Below are 21,494 nucleotides of genomic sequence, written 5' to 3' on the forward strand. Positions count from 1 at the left end.
GCTTTTTTTATTTCAGCATTTGCCGAATATTAGAGAGATGCGCCTTACCACGCTCTTTGCGTTCTTCCGGATCAGCCTGTGTTTTTTCAGACATCCAAATCAGATCATCTGATGGTAACTCACGAAGAAAACGGCTTTCCTCACACTCCATCTTCTCCCCATAACGCTTACGCGTATTGGCCATCGTCATGACCAGACTGCGTTGGGCTCGGGTAATACCGACATAGGTCAGGCGACGTTCTTCTTCGATGGTGCCTTCTTCGATACTAGTTCGGTGAGGCAGAATTTCTTCTTCCATGCCAATCATGAATACATGTGGAAACTCCAGACCTTTTGCAGCATGTAAGGTCATCAAATGCACGGCATCAGCTTGGTTTTCGTCTTCCTGACGATCCAGAATGTCCATCAATGTCAGTCTGGCTGCAATATCGCCAATACTTTTCTCTTCGGTATCATTTTCGATGATACGTTCAATCCAGCTCAACAGCTCGAGCACGTTGTCCATGCGCCGCTCTGCTTTATTCGGATCACCACTGGTCTCTTCCAGCCAACCACGATATTCGATTTCTTCGACCATATCGCGGATCGCACTCATTAAGTCACCACGTTTAGCTCTATCTGCAATATCAACCAACCAGTTAGCAAAATGGGTCAGATTCAGAATCGCTTTTTCAGGCAATTTTTCAGCCAGGCCCATCTCAAAGCAGGCACCAAACAAACTGGTTTTACGCTCAGTAGCATAATTACCGAGAGCTTGTAGAGTGCTTGAACCTATCCCACGGCGCGGCGTATTAATAACCCGAAGGAAGGCATTGTCATCATCCTGATTCGCTAGCAATCTCAGATAGGCCATGATGTCTTTCACTTCGATCCGTGAGAAAAACGATGTGCCGCCAGTTAAGAAGTAAGGCACATTATGTTCACGTAATACACGTTCAATCGGTCTGGACTGATGATTACTGCGATAGAGGATCGCATAATCTTTGAAACTGGCCTGATGTTTCAGCTTGTGATAAAGCAGCTCAGACACCACTTTTTCTGATTCATGATCATCATCTCGACAGCCGATCACCCGTATCGGATCACCCTCTCCCAGTGCACTCCATAATTGCTTTTCAAATACGTGAGGATTATTGCGTATCAGAGTATTAGCCACTCGTAGAATGCGGCTCATGGAACGGTAATTTTGTTCGAGTTTAATCAGTTTCAGACGAGGATAGTCGGTCTGTAGTTGTGCCAGATTTTCCGGTCGGGCACCACGCCATGAATAGACAGACTGATCATCATCACCTACCACTGTCAGTGCTTCACGAATGCCGACCAGCTGCTTGACCAGCTCATACTGGCAGCCATTGGTATCCTGATACTCATCCACTAATAAATAGTGAATACGCGCTTGCCACTTTTTTAATACTTCAGGATTTTCACGAAATAACACCACCGGTTTGAGTATCAAATCATCAAAATCAACGGCGTTATAGGCTTGTAACGCAGCGGTATAAAGTGGATACACTTTCGCTGCGGCCATTTGCGTACCTGCTTCAGCAATTTGCATGGCCTTGTCAGGCAGAATCAGCTGATTCTTCCACTCTGATATTTGCCACTGCACCTGTTCAGCATGCTCACTATCTGCAGCAAAATCACGTCCCATCAGATCACGTAATACCGCCAGACTGTCTTGAGCATCAAAAATAGAAAAACCACTGCGGTATCCGAGTGATTTATATTCACGGCGTAGAATATTCAAACCAAGTGTGTGGAAAGTTGAGACCATCAAACCACGTGCTGCCGCCGAATTTTGACGACTGGCCATCAATTCAGACACACGGGTTTTCATCTCACGCGCCGCTTTATTGGTGAAAGTGACTGCAGCAATATTTTTGGCTGGAATACCACATTGCTCAATCAGATAGGCAATCTTTCGGGTTATAACCCGCGTCTTACCACTACCGGCACCAGCTAAAACTAAGAGGGGTCCATCTATATGACGCGCAGCTTCCTGCTGCTGCGGGTTAAGATCATTGAGCATTAACGCCTCTGAAAACTACATGATCAAAAGAGTGTTTCCACTCAACAAATAAGGTAAAAAGCGGCAACATTAGTGACCTACATCAAGCCGACGATAGCTAATGGCTTCGCTGAGATGTTCAGTTTGTATTTGACGACTTCCTGCAAGATCAGCAATCGTTCTCGCCACTTTTAGAATTCGATGGTAGGCCCGTGCTGATAGTCCAAGGCGGACAATCGCCTTTTCCACTAGCTGATAATCGTCTTCACTCAACAGACACACATCCTCAATTTCTTTTTGGTCTAACAAATTATTGGCTTTACGCTGTCGATCGAGCTGTCTCTTGCGGGCTTTTTCTACTCGATGCCGAACCTGTTCTGAATATTCGGCTGTCACATCGACATGTTGATGTCTTAATAAGCTTTTATCTACCGCAGGCACGTCAACCAACATATCAATTCTGTCCAGCAATGGGCCGGAGACTTTAGCACGATAGCGACGAACTTGCTCTTCTGTGCACCGACAGCGAGACTCGCCCAGATAACCACATGGACACGGATTCATGGCTGCCACCAGTTGAAAGCGGGCTGGAAACTCCGCCTGATGAGCTGCTCTCGACACCGAGATTTTGCCAGATTCTATTGGCTCGCGCAGCACTTCCAACACACGCCGGTCAAACTCAGGGAGTTCATCAAGAAAAAGTACGCCATTATGCGCTAATGATATTTCTCCCGGTCTCGGATGACTGCCTCCCCCCACTAAAGCCACAGCAGATGCTGTGTGATGAGGTGAACGAAATGGACGCTGACGCCAATGACCAGGATCAAAACCGTTAGAAGCAATAGAATGTATGGCTGCCGTTTCTACTGCTTCAGCTTCAGACATCGTGGTTAATATGCCGGGTAATCGGCTGGCAAGCATGGTTTTCCCTGTGCCAGGCGGTCCACAAAATAAAATACTGTGTGAGCCTGCTGCGGCAATCTCTAGTGCTCTTCTTGCATGAGACTGCCCTCGAATATCAATGAGATCTGGATAGTCTGCTGCATCAGATAAATCTGGTGAACTCGCCAGGTTAAGTCGTTGCTGTCCATGTAAATGCGCGCATACGGCGAGCAAATTATCCGCCCCAAAACTCTCGCATTGTTCAATTAAGGCTGCTTCGCCGGCATTGATTTCTGGCAGAATCAATGTACGTTTAGCTGCCGATGCAGCCAGTGCGGTTGGCAATACGCCCCGCACAGAACGACATTCGCCAGCCAGCCCTAATTCACCAATAAATTCCTTATCAGCAATTGTCTGCAGTGGAATCTGGTTTGATGCGGCTAAGATGCCTAATGCTATGGGTAAATCAAACCGCCCGCCTTCCTTGGGTAAATCTGCAGGAGCCAGATTGATAGTGATACGTTGCTGGGGGAAGGTAAACTGGGAGTTCAAAATGGCAGAACGCACCCTATCCTTACTTTCTTTCACCGCTGTTTCTGGCATCCCTACAATCGACAAACTAGGCAAACCATTCGATAGGTGCACTTCAATTGTGACTTCTTGGGCATGTATGCCTGTCACCGCACGGCTGTAAACCTTTGCGATACTCATACTCCATCCTTGGTTGAGTGTAAAAAAGAAATATTAGCCTAACTTTTTTTGAGATGCCGTGAAACTTGTCGAATAAATAAAGGACAAAAAAGCGTTGCGTTTTTACGAGCGAGGTTGCTTGTGTTAGTTTAGTAGTGCGCAACTCATCTAATACAAATCTCCGGAGTTTATATGTACAAGCCTAGCTTGAGGACTATTTTTTTATTAATTTCAAGCACATTGACCAATATCGCAGTAGCTGACCAAGTCGTTCTTGATGATGGCAGTATGCTCAAAGGGACAGTAAAACAAGTCGCAAATGGTCAATTAATCATGGACACAGCCTTCGCTAATGAAGTCACGATTGATTATGCTCGCGTCAGCCAAATCACTACCGATAAAAAATATCTGATTGAGTTAGACAGCCGCGACAGAATAGTCGGCCAACTATCTGTTGATAATAACGGCCAAGCGCAACTGACTAATACAGCATTCGGTAATGTGGATATTGACCCCAAAAATATCAAGAACGTCTGGGCTACTGATGCCACCAAACCTCAAATTCTTGCTGTACAACAAGAATATCAAGACGAAATCGAAACCATTAAAGCTGACAAAGAAAAAGAAGTCGAAGACATAAAAACGTCTTATGAAACAGCAATTAACGCGCTACGTGAAGAACGAAATCGTCTGCGTGATCCATGGAGTGGCAGCATTGCAATGGGTGTCACGGGCGCATCAGGTAATACAGATCGATTTGGCGCGCATGGTCGTGGTGAGCTGAACCGTGAAACAGATGCCGAACGCATGAATCTCTACATGGAAATTAACTTCCAGAAAGAAGATGGCGAACAAACCGCCAACCAAAAGCTGGCCGGTCTATCTTTAGAACGTGATATCAGCGAAATGTGGTTTGCTCGTGGTTCAGCCGACTTTGAAATTGATGAGTTTGAAGAATTAGACTTACGTGCCATTGCCGCAGCGAGTTTAGGTCGATTTTTCATTCGTGAAGATGATCTCAAATTCAAGGGCTTCGCCGGTCTGGGTTATCGCTTTGAAAGCTACAGCGATGGCACAAAAGATAAAGACCCAACTGGTGTATTAGGCTATGACATCAAATACAAAATGAACAGTAAACTCAGTTTATTTCATGATCTGACCTACTACCCCTCATTCAGCAGCCCTGGCACCAACTATCTGATTGTCACCAATTTTGGTGGAGAAATGCCTATTACTGAAAAAGAAGACTGGAAGTTACGTGCTAGCTTGCGTAGCAAATATAACAGTCAACCTGCTGAAGACGCTGAGACAACTGATACCACGTATCAAATGAACTTAGTCTATGATTGGGAATAAAGCTCTCTCTTAAAGACATAAAAAAAGGCGCTTGAAGCGCCTTTTTTATTGCTGATAGAAAAATAAAATTAATCTAAGTAAGTACAGCAGTAATCCACTAACTCTAAAATCTGGATATCGAATGATGAGTTAGCGGGCACATTGAAGGACTCGCCAGCTGTCACATCAATCCACTCTGCATCTCCTTTCAATCGATAACTCAGTTTACCTGCCATAATTTCCATCAATTCGGCTTTTTCAGTACCAAAGGTAAACTCACCAGGCATCATAATGCCTAATGTTTTGTAGCTGCCATCAGCAAATGTCACTTTACGGCTGGTCACATTACCATCGAAATAAACGTTTGCTTCACGTGTGACCGTGACATTAGTAAATTCAGACATAGTGTTTCTCTTATTTAGGTGGGTTTTCTAACTCGGCGACACGTCGTTCCAGTGCCTCCAACTTTTCACGGGTACGCAACAATACTTGCGCCTGTACATCAAACTCTTCACGCGTGACTAAATCCAGCTTGGTGAATGTCGCGGTGAGAGCTGAACGAATATTCTTTTCAGCATCTTCCTGCATTTGCACTAAACCCGGTGGTAATGCTTTGCTGATGCTTTGTACGACTTCTTCAATTTTCTTAGTATCAATCATCATCTTTCCCCTTATATCTTCATGACTATTCTACGGCATTTAAAAACAGACTCAATTTGTTATTTCTTGCCTAATAAGGAACCCAGAATACCTCTGACAATTCGACGACCTAATTGACTGCCAATTGCACGCATCGTACTTTTTGCAAAGGCTTCCAGCACGGTTTCACGCCTTCTCTTAATTGTTTTGGGTTCGTCTTCAGGCTGATTCTTTTCAGCCTCCTGGGCTTTTAATGCACGCTCTGCCAGCACTTCATAGGCTGACTCTCTATCCAGCGTCTTGTCATAAACACCGGCCACTAAAGACGTGCTCAGCAGACTCTGTCTTTGCTGCTCAGTAATGGGACCAATCTGACTCTGTGGCGGTTTGATAAGCGTTTGCTGCACCACCTGCGGGCGACCTTTTTCATCCAGTGTGGAGATCAGGGCTTCGCCCACACCTAAACTCGTCAGCTTTTCGCGGGTATCAAATTCTGGGTTATCACGGAACGTTTCAGCAGCTGCTTTTAACGCTTTTTGGTCTTTTACGGTGTATGCACGTAAAGCATGTTGAATGCGGTTGCCTAATTGTCCCAACACACTATCCGGAATATCCGTCGGGTTTTGTGTGACAAAATACACGCCAACGCCTTTTGAACGAATAAGTCGAACGACTTGCTCAATTTTATCCAACAATACTTTAGGCGCATCATCAAATAATAAATGAGCCTCATCAAAAAACAGCACCAACTTCGGTTTTTCAGGATCGCCTACTTCGGGTAATTGCTCAAATAATTCAGATAACAGCCAGAGTAAAAAAGCACTATAAAGATTAGGCGACTGCATTAGACTGTCAGCGGCCAGCAAGTTAATGATGCCTCGCCCATGTTCATCTGTTTGCAACAGCTCATCCAGATTAAACATTGGCTCACCAAATAACTGGTCAGCCCCCTGCTCTTCCAGTCCTAATAAACGACGTTGAATAGCGCCCACACTAGCAGCAGAAATATTGCCGTATAAGGTTCTGAACTCTGCCGCATTCTCAGCAATAAACTGCAGCATGGATCGGAGATCTTTTAAATCCAAAACCAGCCAGCCATTGTCATCGGCAACGCGAAATACCAAGTTCAAAATGCCCTGCTGCGTTTCATTCAAATTCATCAATCGGGATAACAGCAACGGCCCCATATCGGAAATCGTTGCTCTAAGTGGGTGACCTTGCTTGCCAAATACATCCCAAAACGTGACAGGCATTCCAGTAAAGCCGAAATCTGATAGACCCATCAGATCAACACGCTCATTAATTTTGGGATGCGGTTTACCCGGCTGACTGATTCCCGATAAGTCCCCTTTAATATCTGCTGCAAATACAGGCACACCTATCTGACTGAAGCTTTCTGCCAGCACCTGAAGCGTGACGGTTTTGCCTGTCCCTGTCGCACCAGCAATCAGACCATGACGGTTTGCCATATTAGCTAATAAGGTGACGGGCTGTGTTGACTGACCCAAGAAAAGAGGTGAAACCATGATGTATCCTTTCAGCAATGGCGGATAGAAGTGATATCAATGGCTTATTAAATCACAAAATAAAACCTTTCAATAAAACGGTTTGTCATGAGGACACTCAATGGCTAGACTAGAGCTTATTCACTTTTAACGGGAAGAACTATGACCTCAACGGAAATCTGGGCAATCACGATTGTCATCGCTATCATTGCTGCATTGCTCGGCTTTGCTCTGGGACGTCGCCAAGCTCCCGGCAGTGATCATCAAATGAAAGAAATCGCTGAGTCATATGATCGTCAACTGGCCGATAAACAAGCCGAACTTGATGCCTATAAACAAAAAGTACATGCCCATTACGACAAAACGGCACAAGCTTTTAAGGATATGGCGGGTTCGTACAAAGAGCTGTTTGATCATCTTTCTCATGGCTATGAAGAACTTGGCAACTTTACTGACCAGCGTGTGTTGCCTGATCGTGCTGGCGCGCTTTTAGATGGCCCGGATACGCAGACAGCGAAAGAGTCCAACTTCATACACCCAAACCATAAAGGTGATGAAGACGCCTTGAGCCGATAAAAAAATATATCGATTCATAAAAAAAGCCAGCTTAAAGCTGGCTTTTTTGTTTCACTGACAAACTATTGGTTTATGCTTTGCCTAGGCCTTTGGCAATACGTTCACCGATATCACTGTCAATGTTTTTCCAGTACTCAATGACGCGTGATAATACGGGTTCTTCAACACCATCACTCACGTGGCCAACCACATTTGATACCAGACGATCACGCTGCGCATCATCCATCACTTCCCGAACTAAAATACCGGCCTGACCAAAGTCGTCATCATCTTCGCGTAGCGTGTAAGCTTCGCGTGTGAACTCACCACTGGCCGCCCATGTGGTGTCTTCTGGATAGTTTTCAGGATCAGCTTTCGGCCCACCTTTAGAATTAGGCGCATAAACAGGATCAGTGACATTTTGTACACGCATGGCCCCATCTTTACTATAACTATTCACAGGACATTTCGGCGCATTCACCGGAATCTGCTTATAGTTCACCCCTAAACGGTGGCGATGGGCATCAGCATAAGAAAACATACGACCCAGTAACATCTTGTCAGGACTAATCCCTATGCCCGGCACTAAATTACTTGGCTCAAATGCGGCCTGTTCAATCTCAGTATGAAAATCTGTCGGGTTACGATTCAGCGTTAATTGCCCCACTTCATGCAATGGATAATCATCGTGAGGCCAGACCTTCGTTAAATCAAATGGATTCAGACGGTATGTTTTCGCATCCTCAAAAGGCATAATCTGAACGTTCATGGTCCAGCTAGGATTGTTCCCTTCTTTGATCGCATTAAACAAATCGCGTCTGTGATAATCGCCATCTTTACCCGCCAGCGTATCAGCTTCGTCCTGAGTCAGAAAATCAATGCCCTGATTGGTTTTGAAGTGATATTTCACCCAAAACTTTTCGCCCTTATCATTCACCCATAAATACGTATGACTGGAATAGCCATTCATGTTACGCCATGTTTTGGGAATGCCACGATCCCCCATCAACCACGTCACCTGATGCGCCGACTCTGGAGACAAGGTCCAAAAGTCCCACTGCATATCATGGTCACGCATTGCGTTATCAGCACGACGTTTTTGAGAGCGGATAAAGTGTTGGAATTTTAACGGGTCACGAATAAAAAACACGGGGGTATTGTTCCCCACCATGTCATAGTTACCTTCCGTCGTATAAAACTTAAGTGAAAAGCCACGAGGATCGCGCCAGGTATCGGGACTACCTCGCTCACCTGCCACAGTTGAAAACCGAGCTAGAACCTCAGTCTCGGTACCAGGTTGAAACACTGCAGCCTTGGTAAATTGGCTAACATCATGTGTCACTTTGAAATGACCAAACGCACCAGAGCCCTTAGCATGAGGCTGACGTTCTGGAATTCGCTCGCGATTAAAATTAGCCATCTGCTCAATAAGATATAAATCATGAAGCAGAATCGGGCCATCTCGGCCAACGGTTAAGGAATGTTCATCACTGGAGACAGGTAAACCGGAATCAGTCGTTGTTCTGTTGTTATCTTTCGTGCTCATGTTGTCTCTCCTCTCTTAATTTATAAGATTCTCTGAAAAACCGTGCTGCATGCTTGAACCAAAACAGACTGTATTTGATTCGAATAGACTTTAATCACTCAACCCTAACATGGGCAGGTGAAATTAATATAAAACGGTCACCATTCTCTTGGTCATTATTTAACTTGAACTAATAAGTATCTTTGAATGATAGAAGTAGAATTTGGGCTAATGATGGCTGTGATTGAAATTCATTCCCTGTCAGTGGGTAATTCAAAATGTCACTGTAGCCGGGAATATGATGCTCATATTCATTATCCAGATTGTAAAACCCCATGGTCCAATCACAGAACTCACGATGGCCGATGGACCCCTCGTTTAAAATGAGAATATTTTTATGGCGCTTGTCACAGCAAATTTTCTCAAAAGTAAACTTCAGTGGCTCTTCCTCACCTTCCAGAACTTGCATAAACTCTTGATCTTTATACAGCAGCTGTCCAGTAAGATTTTCTCTAAGGTTATTACTACGACATTCATCCAGCAGCTCAAATAACTGCTCCTGAGAAAAGGCATGGGTAGCCGAACTGACATAAGTAATGGAATACAAAAGCACCTCCTGACTGAACTTATGACAATCAAGTAACATTAAGTCACTTCATTTTTAGATAAAGTTCACAATTTTGGAGGTGAAAGTAACACCCTATCGACTTCTATGATTTAACGTGAGTTAAAAATGTGGTGAAAGAATATCCTGTTAAACAAAAAAAGTAAGGGACAAGCACTAATGCTCTCGTCATCTGCCTGCCCCTCACCAAACAAACCTAATCTAGTTTGTTGGCGTCACTTTTTCCCATTCAGCTGCACCGCCACCCCAGTAAACACGACACGGATAAGGCGCATTTGTACCGTAACAGTTATTCGCTCGAAAACTACTAAAGTCAAACTTATAACCTTTTTCTTCCATACAGCGGTGAAGAGGTTCAATCTTGCTGTTAGGTAGATCCGCTCCTCTTCTTAAATCTTTACTATATCCGCACTCATTCATGTCTTTTATGGTTGAATCTTTATCACTGCCTCGTTTATGCCAAGCATCCCAGAGCGGGTCTGGAACGACCTTATACATAGAACAACCCGCCAGACTGCAAATAAAAATAGTGATAATAATTCTGGAAAAATAAGTCATTTGATACCTCCATGTATCTTAGTTTTGAAAAAGAAAATGCTTGGCTGGATTGGACATACTCAAACATCACAGTAATACACCTCAGGATAACGCTTGCATTGTTCAGTATTGAGAATACGTTCACGCGACTGAGGTTGACACTCCGTAAGATAAGCATCGCGAATACAATACCCACTATCAAGCCGTCTTTTGATATCTCTTTTTGGAGCAGGTAGTTCACAAGCAGGAATAGGATCATTCTCACATGGTGAAAAATCACCAAGGAAAGTAAAGCCATCATCAAGCATGCAGCGTTTGATCAGTAGTAGCTTACCGTTATATTCATCAGGAGATAATGTCTTCATTAAGGCATAGTTTTTTGACAACCAGATATCACTGGAGCCACATTCTAAAAGTGCCTCATCACGTTCTTTACGTGTTAAATCACCTTTTTGCCAATTGCTGGTCTTTACAATACTTATTTTATTTTTGTATAAATCCAGTGATGGGATATTGTATTTTCTGACATAGTCCTCATCAATCTTTGGTTCTATAAGAACATATCCGCCCGATCCATTCTGGCATTCATTGCTTCCTTCTTTTCCACAATCTTGTTGCTGATATACTGAGCTACATGCAGTGACAAACATATAAAAGATCAATATAACGAGTTGTTTTTTTATCATTTATTTAACACTTCCTTGTTACTTGCTGGTATTAAGATAAATTTAGCTTTCCCATCGGGACTATCCTGCCAATATTTTTTACTAGCACCATTAGGCTTTCCCTCCCCATAACTATTATGCACAGTGACATCAAAAAAGAGCGATTTCAGTCCTTCAATAAAACTGGTACTACCATCAGGAGTAGTGCCCCCAGTAGCTTCATTACTACCAATGAAAGTACCTACAAAATCGTCTTTGTGAACTTGAGCAAAAACCTTACCGTTTCCACTAGAATTTTCACTCAATAAATCTGCCATCTGTTGATTATTGAATGCTGAGCCTACAGTATAAATATCTAGTTTTTTTAGGATTAAATTGTCATTGTAATTTTCATTGATAAAGCGCAGGGTATTACCTGTTGTCATTCCACCTCGACTATGCGCATCAATAATAAGTCCTGTCTTACCGTATTTAGCCATCACCTTAATATTTTCTTTAACAGCATTCGTGAGTCCAAAACCTTCGCTTTCAAGAAATTTCTGGTAACCGGCAACCATTAGCTCCGATAAGGCATTATTGGTTAATGGGAAATGAATCAAATAGTCTGATTGATGATTTTGCAGTGCCAGTTTTTTTGCCGCATCGACTGAATTAAACATGCCGTTATTAAAAATATGTACCTTATTATCTTTACCGGGTTTTAAATTTTGCTTTTCTTCATCCGTTAATTTTTTCCATATCGCTTCATTATTTTCATCTTTAATGACTTCACCATTTTCATCACGCATCACTTGATAAAACTCGATCTTGGTCAGAAACATTTTTCTGAATGCTTCATCGGTAAATACCGTCGCAGCTTCATAAACTAACTGTTTGGAAAGTTGCTCTGCTTCAGCCTTATCTTTGAGTAGGTCTATATCCGCTATATTCAGTTTTCGGTGCGTACTGTCCGTGTCTCTATTGATATCCGAGATCGTTTCTTCTGCTGTTTTGCCATATACAGCTAGTTGTTTGTCAGGATCGATTAATGTGATCTCTGCAGGCGCGATTGCACTTAATGTTGAACTGGCATCATCCACACTGGCTTCGCCTTTATTACTTAAATTCTGAGACGCCGTTTTTAACACGCCATATTTTCCAGAGAAGGCATCAGAGCCAACATTAAACCCTTGTTGACTCACTTCAGCACTCATCGCATTTTCTTTATCTGTCGTATGTAAGGTGGCGGTAATCATCTGATTTTTGTCCGCTGAAGCTTGACTATCAATAAGCGCAGCATCTAATTCAGTATGAGCACCTACATGAATATCAAACCCCTCTTGCCCAGCGAGAATGGCCGTTTGTTCATTCACGCTGAGATAGTCACTATTCGATTTTTGAGTATTGTGATGAAGGTTAAATGAAAACATGGACGTTCCTATACCAATACCGACACCCATCCCCGAATTGGATTCTTTACCTTTTAAATAATGACTGTCCTGTAAGCTGGATAGGGTGAGATTATTCCCCGCATCGATAAATACTTTTTCACCTTGGGCTTGTGCACCAATCAAACTGAGATCATGGCCAGTGGTTAGGGATAACGCTTTTGCAGCTTCTATGTGGCTATTTTGATAAAACACACCCTGACTATCCGTTTTGCCTTTTCCTTTACTCATCGCCATATCAAGACTTAAGCCAGTATTCTGACCAATGCCCAAAGATAGACCAATGCTGGCGCTACTTGATGTCATTTTGGTGTTTTGCTGTTGTGTATTTTGACTGGCTAAAAGATGAATATCCTTAGCAGCATCAATGGTAATATCACCATCCGCCAAAATATCACTACCAGTGACTGCCACATCCTTATCTGTTGCCGTTAAACGCACATTTTGACCCGCCCGAATGGTGCTCGCTTGTGAAGTTTGTGATTGGGTCTGCGTCTGGGTTTTACTCTCTGACTTACCGATACTGATACTTATTTTTATCCCTGAGGTGGATAAGGCTTCATCGGATTTGCCTTCATTGATAAGATCTAGCGTGTTCTCCCCCATCTCAATGAGTTGCTTAGATTGAACATAGGCCGTAATGCCATTCAGGACGCGATTTTTCTTTTTGTCCTCTTCCACACTTCCCAAAGCATGATGATACGCTTGGGTGGCGACAGAAATAGCCGGCGCTTTTAGCGATAGTGACAAACCGCTTTGCGAAAACTCCGTTACCTGCTTTGTTTCGGTTTTATCATATAGGCTCGTGATATTGATATCTTTTGCCCTAACATCAACATTACTTTTCGCTGCAATCAAATCACTGTTTTTTTGATGAAAGGCTTCTCCGGCAACCATGGAAATATCACCATTTAAAGCCCCTATAGTTGATTTACTGTGAACCAGTTGCTTGATGTCATTTTCCGTATTCATTTCTCGGGTGCCAATACTGATGCCCGCACCACCTGTGCCTGAAAGACCTGATTTTTTCTCTTTTATATAGTGGGACTCAGTAAATGATTGCTTTGCAGCCGCGATATTAATATCTTTTGACGCATTAAATTGAATGCCTTCATCAGCCAGAACCTGACTACCCTTCACATTGATATTCGTTGCAGAGTTAACAGCAATATTTTTGGCTGTTAATGAAGATGCCACAGATGTTTGCTGGCTGAATATATCTCTTTGTTGTTTTTTTCGAGTACTAAAGCCACTCGAACGATTAGTATAGGTGGCAATATCTGATTGATAACGGGCTTCACCATTATCAATATTGACCTCTCTTGCCGTGAGTTCAAGCTTACCTTGTTGAGAATTAATATCTGCAGCTGTGATTTGCAGAGTATTTCCTGCCATCAAACTGACATCACCATTTGTACGAAGTGATGTGCCTCTATCTTTTTGCTCAGACATCTTATTAAAATCACGGCTATCAACTATGCTCAGATTTGTTTCTGACTCATTGACAGTGCCCAATGTTAAATTTTGTCCAGCAGATATCTGCGTCTGGCTCTGCTCTCCTGATAAATCGATATTCGCTGCATTAAGTGCAACATTACGCTGGGCATCAACGATTAATTGACCCGTTTCATCAGACACATAAAGATTGGCGTATCGCTTAATATTGTCTCGTTCGAAATGGCTGTTAGCTTGATCCTGCTTGCTGTGAGTCATTGAACTGCTGATATTGATATCGTTATCAGCAGCAAGTGAAAGTGAGTGATTGGCCGCTAAAGTGCCACCGTCCATCGTGATATCTGTCGCATTGATAGCAATAGACTGACTTTGAACATCTCCACCACGCTGTTGGTAACGCTCACTATCTAATGAAACGTTTTTTTGACCTCTGATACTGGCAGAGTTAAATATTTGGCTTTGTACATCAAAGGTCACCTCATTCCCCGCCAGCAGACCACTTTCTGGAGCCAAGTCACCTGCTTCAGGCTTGATATACACTTTCGGTACCAAGGCAGTGATTACCTCGCCATTATCCAGTGTCAGCTCTGTATTCACTAACCAAACAATGTCTGTCGTTAATTGGGCGATTTGTTCCGCTGTCATTGCCACACCCGGTGTTAACTGAAGTGTTTCTGCCACGCTCACACCTGCATTCATCAATGCCATAAACTGTGTCTGCTGGTCGTTATATTCACTCAGGTAGAGATGCCCGGTTAACTGGGCAACTTGTTCAGTGACTAAGCGCTGCTCGATATAACCATCACCTAGACGTTTCATTGTATTGGCAGGATCAAAGGCGAGTTGTTGCAACATATAATCTGAGCTCAACCAATCTCTGTAATCCAGAAACTGTGGATCAGTTTCAATATAAAACTGCGTCGGGTTGTCGACAAAGCTGAACATGGCATTATTAAAAACTGGAATCGTTATCGTTTGGATATTCGCCAGGCTTTTGATATCAGCATGACTATGCTCCAGTAGACTGACTCCTAAATTAAACTCGGTGTTTTTGGTGGCTGGACTGTAGGGGGCTATTCCACCAAAATCGAGCTCTTCATCATTTCCATCCCAATCCCTGAACTGACGTGTACCGTTATAACTGACTCTTTTTTGTCCTGGTGTAGCAGTATTCTGTAGTCTTCCTCCTGAGATATTCAGCTTTTGACCTGCCACAATTTGGCTATCGCTATTGAGTACATCGCCTTTTAGCTCAATATTACCTGCCGCAATAATTTTGGCGGGTGCAGAACTGATGATATGTGTGCTTTGTGTTTTAGCCGTGTAGTCGTAATAGGTATAGTCTTCGAAGTAGCGAATGATATTGCCGTTCTCATCGGTAAAAGGCTGGCCTTCTACATTATGGTTATGAATCAATGGAAAACGACTCACATCATATTTATGTGCCCAACCCTCAGGCTGCACTTCAATGATTCGCTCAATACTGTCTGTCATCCACTCAGTACTGATCCCGACATTAAGATTTTTTAGCTCATCAGCATTTATCGCTATATCCCCTGAAGCCTCGATCCGCCCACCTGAATTAATCACCTGTTGAGCTGATGTCAATGCATCACCGATAGAGACGCCAGCAATCTGTATATTGCCCTGACTGACTATTTCCGCATTCTCATTATTGAAGAGAGTTTCGGTCGATATCGACACATTGTTTCTGGCAGCCAAGATGGCATTATTATTGATTGTTATTGTATTGAGCGTGGCGTTATCAGCATAAATACGTGCGTCTGGCTGATTGTTTACTGTCTCAGACTCTATAAGCAATTGACCAACATTGATTAGACCTTCATTGTCTATCATCGAATCAGCCACTATCTGTAAATTGTCTGAGATAATTTCGCCAGAATCGGTATTTTGAAGTTCAGCCGTTGCGATAGAACCAGCACCTTCAGCTCTCATCGCACCAGAATTTATTAGGCGCCCATCTGTTGTCAGCGTTAAACGTTGCTCAGCGATTATCTCTCCAGACTGTTTAACACCAACGCCGTCTTCTGTGCCGATTAAACGGATTTTGCCTGCATACATACCGCCGAGCTCACTGACATCAACACTAAAGTTAGGCTGGTCATCATCAGTATCCAGTTTAGTTATGATGTCGTTAGTGGTACTAACCCGGTTTTTTCCTGTGGTGACAGTGAGATTGTTTGCCCAGATATCGGCATTGACTGACACGGCTCTGGCCATCAGGTCAGTATAGGCTGTACCACTGTCATCTAGTCCAGCGCCATGAATACTGATTTTGCCTTCTTCCACTAGAAAACCATTCAATTGGCCATTATTCATCAAAGCTCGGCCAGTTGTTAACGTGCTTCTGTCTGCATTAATAAAACCACAACCATCGCAGCTGATACCAGCAGGATTAGCAATAACAAGCTGTGCTTTGCTTCCAGCAATTTCCGTTGGTCCATTCAGATAACTGGGATGTTGTGAATTCACTTCATTCAGAATAATTCGGGCTGTGCCACCTGCAAGCAGACTGTTGCCCTGTACCCAGCCAGCCAGTTGCGTCTGTACGTTACTGGCGCTGTTATTAAGAATGACGCCTTTTTTGCTAACATCAAACTGGCTGTATTTATTTCTTGATACCCCTGCTGAACTGGGCGTCTGAATATTAACTTGTGGCAAACCATTTGCTGTTTGCGTAATGATGGCCTGTTGATTTGCCGGCGCAGATGGATCGACAGTAATCCCAGCCGCCATAGCACCAGCACCATAAAGTGATGAACTAAAAAGAGCAGCTGAAATCAGTACGCTTAAATAGTTTTTATTGAAACGATCTTCCATGATCATATCTCCCTGAATCCGTTCAGTATTGATAGGTCAGATTAAATCCAAGATGTCGCCCGTCCTCAAAACCATCTGGTTTTGAAAAAGATTTTCCTGCAAACACATCATAAAAAAGGCCCTTCCATTGACCTCTGAATCCGACCACGCCGCCCACCAACGTTTGTCCTAATAAAAATTTTGCTGATGAACCGCTGACATGTCCCACATCTGCCCCTAAATACAACTGTTGCTGACGCTCTATGGGAAAAGTGATGGTGTTACGACTAAGCCAGCCACGTTCAGCAGATAAGGATTGCTCACCATCAAATCCTCTGACGGTGTATCGCCCTGCAATTGAGAACCTGTCCTGCGGCACCAATGGCGTTTTATTCCATTGAGCCTGCCACTCTGACTGCAACTGTATTTGATAATCTGTTAATTGCAGTGGCAGAAACCAATTGAAATAGGCTTTAATAATTTTGGGTCTGGAAGTACCTTCACCAAAGGCTTCCTCTGGTGCAGCAATAGCGTGAAAAGCACCTGTTCCTCGCTGATATGAAATACCTGCATCCATGGTGGATGTACCGATATAGCGACGGTAATCCACACCGGCAATCCAGCCAGCGCTTTTCCGGCGTTGAACCTCAATTTCAGTATCATCAATAAAGTTATTTGAACGTCGATGATAGCCGGTCAATGAAGCGGTTAATTTCGACAACTGATCACGATATAACACTCGGCTTAGAGCAAGCTGCTGCCTCTCGCTCTCTCCTTTGTAGACATAGGTCTGGTTGAGTCCAGCAATGCGTTGATCATATTCATATTCACTATTTGTAAATGCCACTAACCAGTAACCAAAAGGAAAAGAAACATGAGCAGTCTCACCCTGACTGCCGCCGACGTTCCCCTTGCCACCAAAGTCTTTATTTTTACTAAGATAGATAAGGTCATTGATTCCCAGCACATTATCCAAAGATAAGGTGGCGGAACCCTGAAAACGCCCTGTTGATTCATAACCACTATCATCAAATGACAGTGTCATCCTGAATGGCTTTGCCTGCTTGTGTTCAAATATCAGCTGACTATCACCAGGCTGACTGTTTTCCGTATCATCCGGTTTGATATCGATATTCGTATCCACAGTAGGAATACGCTTCATATTTTCCATTGCTTGCTCGAGATCTCTCACATTGAGCAAGTCGCCTTCACTACTCGGTAAAGCTGACCATAGTGTTAACCTGGACACCAAATTATCAGGATCGACATTACTAATACGTCCAGGAATAAGGCTATATACCAACTCGCCAGAGTTAAGATCCTGAGGCTCTATCAATATACGTGTCGTGATAAATCCTTTTTTTATGACACTGTTTTGTAGCTCTGCTCGGATTCGGTTAATTGCCTGAATTCCCAAGCATCGCCCCATGATCTCTGGATGTTGATGCAAGACATCTTGAATAGCGAACTGAAATCTCGATGACTCATCACCTGTTAATGAAATCTCTTCAATGATAAAACAGGGGTCTTCATCTAAAGGTATATCGCCCGGACTGTCCACATTATCACGCTCAAGTCTGATGTCGGGTTTCCGTTCCTGATGCTGGCGTAGCGCTTCTAATTGTTTTTCTTGCCGCTGCTCTTTAGCTGCATCAATATCAGGTAATGTTTGTGAGAAAACAGGCAGACTCAAGGAAGACAGGATCAATGAAAAGCAGCATATAGCTATATGCCACAAGCATGTAATTGTCTTCATCGCGCCTAAACGCGATAAATATCAAATTGGAATTTACAAGGAAATTGATTCATTCTGACTGTCCTCCATGACGGTTTAGAAATATTTTTTCGCGCGCATCCATGCACAACATGATCAATCTAATCAAATCAAAAAATGATTTCTACTGCATAAGAGGACAAATATTGCAGTTTTGTGACACCACTCACAAGGATGGTGATATCAAGTAGTATTTTGAGTCAGATCGAAATAGCTTACTTTCCGACATTCGGCCACAGTTTTGTAAGGCTACTTTTAAACGTTTATAACCTGCGCCCAAATATTCCTGAACGGTAGCGTGTAAACTTGGTTGTCTTGTTAGGCTACATGCACATCTATTGGCTGCACATTATCTAAGTTGATATTTTGCTTAGCTTGCCAGAGTTCATAGTTGTCTTGCATGCTAAGCCAACTTTCAGGGCTTCGCCCCAGTACTTTGGATAGACGTAAGGCCATTTCGGGCGTTACAGCACTTTTGCCTTTAACAATCCGGTTGAGTGTTGAAGCCGCGACACCAAGATGTGTTGCAAGTGTTCTGCAACTAATCCCATGTGGTTCCATGTAGATGGATTCAATAAATTCACCTGGGTGTGGTGGGTTATGCATAATCATTAGTGATAATCCTCATAATTTAAGATGTAAGCATTACCATCTTTGAATTCGAAAGTTACTCTCCAGTTACCGTTAACTGATATAGACCAGATATTGGCTCTTTCTCCTTTTAAAGGATGAAGAAAAAAACCTGGTAGATTAACGTCATCTATTTCTTGTGCGGTATGAATAGCAACTAACTGCATACGAAGTTTCTTTGCGTGTATTGCTTGTATGCCTGATGTCTTGCCTTTCTCGAAAAAGAGTTTCAGACCTTTATGTTTAAATGACTTAATCATGAAGCAATTGTAGCGCGTTGCGCAACAAGGTACAACTAACGCGCCTACCGTTGCAAACTCCGGCTGAGCAACACAAAATCCCCGCAGTATTTACAATTAGTTTACTTTGCGACATTCGGCCACGATTGGGTCAGGTTAATCTTAATAGTCTTAATCTGGTCCAAATATCCTAGGTTATCAAGATCGGGGTCTATAAGCGTTATCGCAGTTCGAGATCCATTAAAGTCCCATCACCTGGTTTGGTTGTGACTCCAGCCCGTACTCCAGATGCATTATTAACAGCTTTAAATTTGAATACCTTGATAAAAGCGCCGACCACTAGCCCTACCTCTAACTGACCAAGAAATTGCCCCGGGCATACACGAGCTCCTAAACCAAATCCAAAATGTGTTAAATTTTTACGCGTTATGCCTCGACGCGTCAGCTCATCCCAGCGTAAAGGTGAAAAAACGTCTGCCGGATATCCAGAAACCTCTTTGCCCCAAAAAGCTTCGTTGCGGTTTGCATTCCAAATATCCAGTCGGATGGTGGTATTTTTGGGAATCATGATTTTTCTTGTATCGTCTAATTTAAGCCAAGTATCGGCCGTGGCTTTCCGGGGAAAAAAATAAAGTGAGGGGGTTAAACGTAAGGTTTCATTCAAACACTGATTAAGCAATTTTGCTTCGGTTAAGCTTTCAGGATCGTAAACATCAATGTCTTTTACTTCGTTATATATCTTCTCTTGCAACTCAGGTTGTCGTGACAAATGAGATAACGTCCAAGTCGCAAACGATGAAGTCGCTTCTAAAGCCCCGGCTAGAAATACTCTGATATTGCTCCGCAATGCCTCTTCATCTTCAACTTTATCAATGAAGTTTTTCCAATGTCCTGACTTTTCGCCTCTGCCAGAAAGTGCAATGTCAGTTAAGTCCTCAAGGGCTTCCCTCCAACGCTTTACATCAGCTCCTTTTCCCGTAATAAATTGATGAATAGCCGAAAGGTTAGGTGCCACGGTATTAGTAATCATGTAATCAATTAACGAAAGTAACGCAGGGACATACCGTTCCCGTAACTCCTTATAGTCAACCGAACCACCAAAGAAATTATTCACTAACATTTCCAACATGATAGGTTGAATTTCCTGTTCAATTCCGACGCGAGAAATGTTTTTCTTACTCATCTTCTGCGCATCACGTAAAACGATTAATCGTTTCTCTATCGTTTTACGAAACGTTTTCTCAAACTCATGAAACTCTTCAGGTTGGAACAGAGAGCCTTTTCCAAAAGGCCCCGCTGACATCTGTTTTTGTTTTCGCCATACTTTGCCGTTTGCATATAGGAGAGAATTGACTCCGGTGACACGGGCAATTCCAGTCATGGGTGTCGTATCACGATCAAATTGTCCGGGCTTATCGCCTGTAGCAAGAAGAACAGCTCTAATGACGGCTGGATCACGCGTAATGAAAACCAGTGGCATACCCATCACATATAAATAGCGGTTATCACGCTCAAACAAATCAGGTGATTTAGCATTTGTATAAAAAGCATCGAAGAGTGCCAAAGGCGTTTTGTAGTTCAAAAGATGAGGAAAAGGGAGACATGGCCGCCCTCTTTCAAATAGATATACACGTGACGGTAAAACATCACCCTTAAATGGATTAATATCCATGATTTGCTGTCAGATATTTTTAAATAAACGCATTTAATTACCTTGATGAAAAATGCAATGGGGGTCTACTTCGAATTACAGTGTTAATGAGGAAATTCAAGAACCAATACGGTCAGAATGTTTGATTTTTATAGGATGAATTTTTACTTCAAACCGCTTGGAGAAGTCTTTGAACTTAAATAAATAGACTGAGTCATCTTCATCAGAAAAGAAAACAGCTTGATGAAAATTGTCACGTTGAATGAGATATTGTGGACAATCTTTTTTGAATAGTCTTGGTAATCTGGTCATGAGCAATCCTTGCTTAAATGACGATGAAAATTAATTTAATCTATATGTATAAAATCAAACGATATGATTCTATTGATTCCTTATCTACGTTGATTCTAATGGATTAAGACTTTTGCTTTAAACTCTCTCTTAGCATACACAACACACTTAATTCTTCTTCCGACAAATTTTGATTATCTTTTATTAAGTGTTTCACTTGTAGTGGTTTACTGATCCCGGA

The 21,494-nt window shown here is 42.8% G+C and carries 17 protein-coding genes; 2 read left to right on the forward strand and 15 right to left on the reverse strand.

Annotation, left to right across the window (positions count from 1 at the left end):
* Positions 1 to 7 precede the first annotated feature (7 nt).
* Together rep and B3V56_RS00540 are read right to left on the reverse strand one after the other, a co-directional pair.
* Entirely contained in the window at positions 8 to 2,029 is a 2,022-nt protein-coding gene (gene rep, locus B3V56_RS00535; protein WP_286304173.1) for a DNA helicase Rep, read from the reverse strand.
* A 69-nt stretch (positions 2,030 to 2,098) separates the two neighbouring features.
* Positions 2,099 to 3,601, reverse strand: a complete 1,503-nt coding sequence (locus B3V56_RS00540; RefSeq protein ID WP_289283847.1) for a YifB family Mg chelatase-like AAA ATPase — start codon at positions 3,599 to 3,601, stop codon at positions 2,099 to 2,101.
* Between the two features lie 171 nt (positions 3,602 to 3,772).
* On the opposite strand from B3V56_RS00540, the gene B3V56_RS00545 reads away from it, so the two are divergent.
* A complete protein-coding gene (locus B3V56_RS00545) occupies positions 3,773 to 4,936 on the forward strand; it encodes a DUF481 domain-containing protein (RefSeq protein WP_289283246.1) in 1,164 nt (387 codons plus the stop codon).
* A gap of 68 nt (positions 4,937 to 5,004) precedes the next feature.
* On the opposite strand, the gene B3V56_RS00550 is transcribed toward B3V56_RS00545, so the two are convergent.
* From B3V56_RS00550 to B3V56_RS00560, 3 genes are read right to left on the reverse strand one after another with little or no spacing between them, the layout of a single operon-like run.
* The gene (locus B3V56_RS00550) at positions 5,005 to 5,319 is read right to left on the reverse strand and encodes a pyrimidine/purine nucleoside phosphorylase (protein WP_289283247.1); all 315 of its coding nucleotides are present in this window, start codon (positions 5,317 to 5,319) and stop codon (positions 5,005 to 5,007) included.
* Between the two features lie 10 nt (positions 5,320 to 5,329).
* Complete coding sequence (gene ubiK / locus B3V56_RS00555) at positions 5,330 to 5,575, reverse strand: ubiquinone biosynthesis accessory factor UbiK (RefSeq protein WP_289243476.1); 246 nt, start codon at positions 5,573 to 5,575, stop codon at positions 5,330 to 5,332.
* A 59-nt stretch (positions 5,576 to 5,634) separates the two neighbouring features.
* Positions 5,635 to 7,080: a helicase HerA-like C-terminal domain-containing protein gene (locus tag B3V56_RS00560; RefSeq protein WP_289283848.1), complete on the reverse strand. Its 1,446-nt coding sequence runs from the start codon at positions 7,078 to 7,080 to the stop codon at positions 5,635 to 5,637.
* 141 nt (positions 7,081 to 7,221) lie between these two features.
* On the opposite strand from B3V56_RS00560, the gene B3V56_RS00565 reads away from it, so the two are divergent.
* Positions 7,222 to 7,635 carry a ZapG family protein gene (locus B3V56_RS00565; protein ID WP_289283250.1) on the forward strand — a complete coding sequence of 138 codons (414 nt, stop codon included), beginning with the start codon at positions 7,222 to 7,224 and terminating at the stop codon, positions 7,633 to 7,635.
* A 70-nt stretch (positions 7,636 to 7,705) separates the two neighbouring features.
* Here B3V56_RS00565 and B3V56_RS00570 read toward each other — a convergent pair whose 3' ends face one another.
* The 10 genes from B3V56_RS00570 to B3V56_RS00615 all read right to left on the reverse strand — a co-directional run bounded on the left by B3V56_RS00570 (position 7,706) and on the right by B3V56_RS00615 (position 21,274).
* The gene (locus B3V56_RS00570) at positions 7,706 to 9,160 is read right to left on the reverse strand and encodes a catalase (RefSeq protein ID WP_289283251.1); all 1,455 of its coding nucleotides are present in this window, start codon (positions 9,158 to 9,160) and stop codon (positions 7,706 to 7,708) included.
* A gap of 169 nt (positions 9,161 to 9,329) precedes the next feature.
* The gene (locus tag B3V56_RS00575) at positions 9,330 to 9,785 is read right to left on the reverse strand and encodes a BLUF domain-containing protein (protein WP_289283252.1); all 456 of its coding nucleotides are present in this window, start codon (positions 9,783 to 9,785) and stop codon (positions 9,330 to 9,332) included.
* A 180-nt stretch (positions 9,786 to 9,965) separates the two neighbouring features.
* Positions 9,966 to 10,322: a hypothetical protein gene (locus B3V56_RS00580; RefSeq protein ID WP_289283253.1), complete on the reverse strand. Its 357-nt coding sequence runs from the start codon at positions 10,320 to 10,322 to the stop codon at positions 9,966 to 9,968.
* A 59-nt stretch (positions 10,323 to 10,381) separates the two neighbouring features.
* Positions 10,382 to 10,987, reverse strand: coding sequence for a hypothetical protein (locus B3V56_RS00585; protein ID WP_289283254.1), 606 nt, complete (start codon positions 10,985 to 10,987; stop codon positions 10,382 to 10,384).
* Complete coding sequence (locus tag B3V56_RS00590; protein ID WP_289283849.1) at positions 10,984 to 16,689, reverse strand: hemagglutinin repeat-containing protein; 5,706 nt, start codon at positions 16,687 to 16,689, stop codon at positions 10,984 to 10,986. Before B3V56_RS00590 ends, B3V56_RS00585 begins: the two co-directional genes overlap by 4 nt.
* Before the next feature lie 22 nt (positions 16,690 to 16,711).
* A complete protein-coding gene (locus B3V56_RS00595) occupies positions 16,712 to 18,361 on the reverse strand; it encodes a ShlB/FhaC/HecB family hemolysin secretion/activation protein (RefSeq protein WP_289283850.1) in 1,650 nt (549 codons plus the stop codon).
* Positions 18,362 to 18,760: 399 nt separating this feature from the next.
* Positions 18,761 to 19,054: a HigA family addiction module antitoxin gene (locus B3V56_RS00600; RefSeq protein WP_286304161.1), complete on the reverse strand. Its 294-nt coding sequence runs from the start codon at positions 19,052 to 19,054 to the stop codon at positions 18,761 to 18,763.
* Positions 19,054 to 19,332 (reverse strand): type II toxin-antitoxin system RelE/ParE family toxin, encoded by a 279-nt coding sequence (locus B3V56_RS00605; RefSeq protein ID WP_289283259.1) that lies wholly within the window; start codon positions 19,330 to 19,332, stop codon positions 19,054 to 19,056. Before B3V56_RS00605 ends, B3V56_RS00600 begins: the two co-directional genes overlap by 1 nt.
* A gap of 199 nt (positions 19,333 to 19,531) precedes the next feature.
* The gene (locus B3V56_RS00610; RefSeq protein ID WP_289283260.1) at positions 19,532 to 20,983 is read right to left on the reverse strand and encodes a cytochrome P450; all 1,452 of its coding nucleotides are present in this window, start codon (positions 20,981 to 20,983) and stop codon (positions 19,532 to 19,534) included.
* Between the two features lie 96 nt (positions 20,984 to 21,079).
* Positions 21,080 to 21,274, reverse strand: a complete 195-nt coding sequence (locus B3V56_RS00615; RefSeq protein ID WP_289283261.1) for a hypothetical protein — start codon at positions 21,272 to 21,274, stop codon at positions 21,080 to 21,082.
* Positions 21,275 to 21,494 lie beyond the last annotated feature (220 nt).

The organism is Methylophaga sp. UBA2513 (assembly GCF_002341285.1).
Lineage (GTDB): Bacteria > Pseudomonadota > Gammaproteobacteria > Nitrosococcales > Methylophagaceae > Methylophaga > Methylophaga marina.

Coding starts and splice junctions, on each gene's coding strand:
- rep (WP_286304173.1), bottom strand. CDS start 2,029: ATGCTCAATGATCTTAACCCGCAGCAGCAGGAAGCTGCGCGTCATATA.
- B3V56_RS00540 (WP_289283847.1), bottom strand. CDS start 3,601: ATGAGTATCGCAAAGGTTTACAGCCGTGCGGTGACAGGCATACATGCC.
- B3V56_RS00545 (WP_289283246.1), top strand. CDS start 3,773: ATGTACAAGCCTAGCTTGAGGACTATTTTTTTATTAATTTCAAGCACA.
- B3V56_RS00550 (WP_289283247.1), bottom strand. CDS start 5,319: ATGTCTGAATTTACTAATGTCACGGTCACACGTGAAGCAAACGTTTAT.
- ubiK (WP_289243476.1), bottom strand. CDS start 5,575: ATGATTGATACTAAGAAAATTGAAGAAGTCGTACAAAGCATCAGCAAA.
- B3V56_RS00560 (WP_289283848.1), bottom strand. CDS start 7,080: ATGGTTTCACCTCTTTTCTTGGGTCAGTCAACACAGCCCGTCACCTTA.
- B3V56_RS00565 (WP_289283250.1), top strand. CDS start 7,222: ATGACCTCAACGGAAATCTGGGCAATCACGATTGTCATCGCTATCATT.
- B3V56_RS00570 (WP_289283251.1), bottom strand. CDS start 9,160: ATGAGCACGAAAGATAACAACAGAACAACGACTGATTCCGGTTTACCT.
- B3V56_RS00575 (WP_289283252.1), bottom strand. CDS start 9,785: ATGTTACTTGATTGTCATAAGTTCAGTCAGGAGGTGCTTTTGTATTCC.
- B3V56_RS00580 (WP_289283253.1), bottom strand. CDS start 10,322: ATGACTTATTTTTCCAGAATTATTATCACTATTTTTATTTGCAGTCTG.
- B3V56_RS00585 (WP_289283254.1), bottom strand. CDS start 10,987: ATGATAAAAAAACAACTCGTTATATTGATCTTTTATATGTTTGTCACT.
- B3V56_RS00590 (WP_289283849.1), bottom strand. CDS start 16,689: ATGGAAGATCGTTTCAATAAAAACTATTTAAGCGTACTGATTTCAGCT.
- B3V56_RS00600 (WP_286304161.1), bottom strand. CDS start 19,054: ATGATTATGCATAACCCACCACACCCAGGTGAATTTATTGAATCCATC.
- B3V56_RS00605 (WP_289283259.1), bottom strand. CDS start 19,332: ATGATTAAGTCATTTAAACATAAAGGTCTGAAACTCTTTTTCGAGAAA.
- B3V56_RS00610 (WP_289283260.1), bottom strand. CDS start 20,983: ATGGATATTAATCCATTTAAGGGTGATGTTTTACCGTCACGTGTATAT.
- B3V56_RS00615 (WP_289283261.1), bottom strand. CDS start 21,274: ATGACCAGATTACCAAGACTATTCAAAAAAGATTGTCCACAATATCTC.